Source organism: Mesorhizobium sp. M0048 (assembly GCF_040323405.1).
In the GTDB taxonomy this organism is placed as follows: Bacteria; Pseudomonadota; Alphaproteobacteria; order Rhizobiales; family Rhizobiaceae; genus Mesorhizobium.
Genome location: NZ_JAMYUV010000105.1, coordinates 1 through 4,083, shown reverse-complemented (window position 1 = coordinate 4,083; position 4,083 = coordinate 1). Strand labels below are relative to the sequence as shown.

Here is a 4,083-nt window from a genome sequence, read left to right as displayed (position 1 = left end):
CGCCAAAGGCTCCGCGCCAGCGCCCGTCGCTTCACCCGCCCAGCAGGGCACAACCCACGCCGGAAACGAACTCAAAACTGGATAGAAACTGGGGGCAACGTCAAGTTGGCTCTCGATGCACTGGGCGATGGCCGAAAGCGTAGGACATTTGGTTCGCGGAAGTATCCCTTCGTCCAAACCCAGCGAAAACGATTTGCGATGCTGTCGCGACTTGAGGGCGCAGGAGGGAAATGGCGACCTTCAGACGCTCCGATAAGACCGGTCGACAGTGGTCATGGCGAACATGATCGGGCAGTCGAGAACCGGACGTGGCGTTCCTTGGTGCGGTCGACGCCGCCCAACTTTACCAGCAGAGCGCCGCAAAGGCGGAATCGCCATTGAGGTCAGGCGCGAACCCGGCGACGGCTACTGGTCAAACGTATGGAAAAAGCAGCCTTTCTGCATGACTTTCATTTCGGCCGCCCGACCCAGGATCAGGTCTGCTCGCTCTCCTACTTGTCGACTGCAGAGTGGAACGAGACGCGCTTTGTCCGCGAGGACTTCGACAAGCTCATACGCGGCGCTCGATTCTTTCGATACGAAAGGAAATGTATCACGACGCGACTATGATGGTGCGGGACAATGGCGAAGCCATGATCCCCATATTCGGCGACTTCAGCGACAAGAGAAAGCTGTCTGACAGGAATCAGCCCAAACGAGTCAGGCGCCCTTCCGAAGAACGGCACGATAGCAGTCCTAACCCGCATTTACGAGCAGTCCCTCGCATCGGCGGCCTAAATCGATCGACGCCCTCCGCGAAGGCCGGATTGCGAGGTCACCCGCAGCCCGTGGTTCAGGAAACATCCACGACACGGAAGACCTCCCCCGATCCTGCATCCCGCACAAGATCGACGCGCTCGCCGTCCCAGTGGTAGTCGAGATGGCGGCCCTGAACGGGTGCCGAAGCACAATCCGGGTAGAAAAGGCCAACGCACTCGCCGTTTGGGTGCCGGACGCTGGGATATATCATACCGTCCGACCCAGCGTCCTTGAGGCGCTTCGCCAACCCTTGCGATGACTGGTAGTTGTCCGGGGCGAGGGCCGAATGGCCCTGCCGCTCAGGCCCTCTCAAGTCGTGCAGATCGGCATCAACCGAAAGAACGATCTCACGGAACTGCGAAGTCCAGCCAGCTTCTTCGGCTGTCCGCACCATGAAGCGCTCGTGGTGATGGATGGTCTCGAACAGCGCCGTCTCGAAGACATTGCCGACGTAGAGGACGCCAAAAGTGCCGTCGGTGAAGCGGCTTGGCCTGTCGGTGCTCACATGCGTGAAGGGCGCCATGAGGTAGGACGCGCCATTGCCGCCGACCCTGCGCTCGACCGGCACGAGATCGAGATTGCCGATGCTCGCCATGACCCGCGGGTTGGTCTTCTGCTCCGCGGAGATCAGCAGCGGCCAATCGGCCGGATCCGCAATGTCCTCGAATAAATCGATCGGCGGAAAGGCGCTGCGAATGATCCTGACAGCACCTTTCCACTTAATCCGCGAAACCGGGATCTGTTCCGGCGCCGTCACCAGCCGCCGCGCTCGGCGTCGAGATAGCGGCGGACCCGCATGATGTCAGTGAGCTCGCCACCAAGCATCACATCCAAGGCGCTTGCCCCGGCAAAGGCGGAATTGCCGGCGCGGATCCACGCATATCCGCGCTGCGGCTCGGTGAAGATGATCCTGAGGGCCTTGTGGATGCCCATCAGGTTGGAAAGGCGCGCACGGCCGTCGCGGGATATCCGTCCGGGCCCTTCAGCCTTCCAGCGGCGGAAGGACCGGACCGGCATGTCGAGCAGGGTCGCCGACTGCTCGTCGGTCAATTCCCATTTGCCGAAAAGATTGAGCGCGGCGCGAAACATGGCAGCCGCCTCGGCCTCGGTAACAGGATCGGCACGGAATGCCTCAGGGGCCGTATCGACGCGTTCAAGTGCTAGCATGCGTCATCTCCATATGGCAGTGAATATCTCATTCCACACCATTTGGCAATACGCGAGAAGAGCGGAGCGCTGAAGGGGTCGGAGCGCTCTCCGCGAGCGGCAGGAACAGGTGGGTCATGCAGCGGATGCTCTCGGTGAAGCAGCCCTGCGCCTTTCGGACGGCCCGTAGTCAGAACCGCCTGCACAATGTCGTCAGCTGAGATGGTGGGCCCGTGCTCCAGCCCGAGGGACGCACAGTACTCTGGAACACAGTAGACTTCGCACCGAGCGGTGAGCGGCGATAGTCTAGCGGCAGCTTGTCCCGGACCGGCAGCAGCAGGCCGGTCGCGGGAGGGAGCGATTTGGCCGCTATAAATACTCACGGCATCGGCGGGTTGTCGCGTCAACAACCGTCCGGGTCAACATCCGAATACCCGTGTTCTCCCAGAGCCGTCGAATTGATCGTGCCAAACAGAGGCCGCGATATAGGCAAACCCGCCGGCTGAAATGATCTGCCGCTTGGCGCGCAAACTGCTTCGGCGCAAAGCTCAGGGTCGAGGCCTCGGTAAGCGGTGCTGCCATTTTGCGACAGCATGTGGTGGGAAGATATTGCTCAGGTTGGAGGTCGCTTGAGTTGGAGGGAGTGATCGTCCTCTCGAACCTGCACCGCCACCAACGCTGCCCAAATTCGAATGCAGCCGACTGCTTGAGCGACCGCGGACCGAAATCGGCTTAGGCGGCGTAGCCGCCTCACGTTTTATCCTCACTTCGCCCGTGCTGAAGGGCCGCCCAGGTGCTCGATCCCGATGCACGGCAACGAGCGGCCTTCCCAAAGCTCCATCACCTGCATACCCGCCTTCATTATCTCAACAATGCAGGCTGGCGTGGCGGTTCAGCTAAGTGATCCCTCTTTGCCGCATTGCGAGCAACCGCGCGAATAATCCGCTTCAAGTATTCGGCCTTATGGGGACCGGCCAATTCGATAACGCTCTCCACCTGGACACCGTCGGCTCTGAAGAACCTGACGGAAGCTTCTTTGTTCTTTTGCATCAGACGTGAGCCACTGACAACAAATTCGGAATAAAATATCCCCGTAGGGAACACAGCCGAAAACCGGAAAGCACCATGTTCGTGGCGGTAGCAACCAATCCAACGAATGCACGCATCACGGTTTGCCTACAGCACGCTCTCATGTCCCGACAGCGCAATTTCGCGGTTACCTCCGGCCACGAACAGTCAGACCACTTTTGATGTGTAGGTTAGACCTTCGTCGTCGGCAAGATTGGCCGATGCGATGACTCGCTGGTGAATTACCGGCTCGCGCGTGATGAGCGCGAAGGCGTCAGGTGCCCCCGCCGTTCCCGAGGGTCGCGGTCTACGGAACTAGCGTCAGTCGCCGAGCCGTGCCTTGCGTCCGAACGCGGTCACCGGCGCCTCCAGTGGGATCGGGCGAGCCGCTGCAGGCGCATTCGCAGCAAAGGGTTATGACGTGTTCTCGTGACCCGTGAGCCGGCGCGTGCCGAGTTGGCGGCGTCCGATTGCTGGCGGCTCGAAGCGCGCGTCGGGCGCCCTCGCCTATTTGCAGCCACCTGCTCAAAACCGCCATGAAGCCAGCCGCCAGCCTGCTATGTTCGACAGCAATCGTTCAGCTTGCTGCCGCCCACCGTTTGAAAACGATGGTCACCTTCGTCCCTTTGTTGGCGCTGGACTCGACGGCTAGCTGGGCCTTGGCGTTCTCGGTCAGCGATCGCGCGATCAGCGCTCCGAGCTTGCCTGGCTTGGGCCACATCTCGCCTTCCGGCAGGCCGATTCCGTCGTCCGCCACCGTAACCCGGCAGCCATCGCCATCGACGACACTGTGCAGCATTATCGTGCCGCCGTCGCGCCCCCGGAAGGCATGCTTTAGTGAATTGGTCAGCAATTCGTTCACGACCAGCCCCGCCGGCATGGCGACGTTTATTGACACCGGATATGTATCCACCTTCATATCCAGCCGGATCCCCTCGACTGCATGCGAGCTCATCACCGCGGACGCTATCTGGCTGAGATAGACGCCAAGGTCGACCTCCTCCTTCGGCTCGTCGGCCGTTAGCGTCTGGTAGAGGATCGCCAGAGCGTCGACGCGACCGGCGAGCCGCT

3 protein-coding genes and 1 pseudogene are annotated in these 4,083 nt (G+C 61.0%); 1 reads left to right on the top strand and 3 read right to left on the bottom strand.

Features of this window, described 5'->3' with window-relative positions:
* Positions 1-296: 296 nt before the first annotated feature.
* Positions 297-656 (top strand): annotated as a pseudogene (locus NKJ84_RS32850) (ABC transporter substrate-binding protein); the annotation flags it as partial.
* A 176-nt stretch (positions 657-832) separates the two neighbouring features.
* Here NKJ84_RS32850 and NKJ84_RS32845 read toward each other — a convergent pair.
* The 3 genes from NKJ84_RS32845 to NKJ84_RS32835 all read right to left on the bottom strand — a co-directional run.
* A complete protein-coding gene (locus NKJ84_RS32845) occupies positions 833-1,555 on the bottom strand; it encodes an RES family NAD+ phosphorylase (RefSeq protein WP_352509978.1) in 723 nt (240 codons plus the stop codon).
* On the bottom strand, positions 1,552-1,965 hold the full coding sequence (locus NKJ84_RS32840) for an MbcA/ParS/Xre antitoxin family protein (protein WP_352509977.1): 414 nt from the start codon (positions 1,963-1,965) through the stop codon (positions 1,552-1,554). Before NKJ84_RS32840 ends, NKJ84_RS32845 begins: the two co-directional genes overlap by 4 nt.
* Before the next feature lie 1,624 nt (positions 1,966-3,589).
* Positions 3,590-4,083: ATP-binding protein (locus NKJ84_RS32835; RefSeq protein WP_352509976.1), on the bottom strand; the 494-nt coding region annotated here is incomplete at its 5' end.

Excerpts from the sequence above, each read along its gene's own strand:
- NKJ84_RS32840 (WP_352509977.1), bottom strand. The coding sequence starts at position 1,965 with ATGCTAGCACTTGAACGCGTCGATACGGCCCCTGAGGCATTCCGTGCC.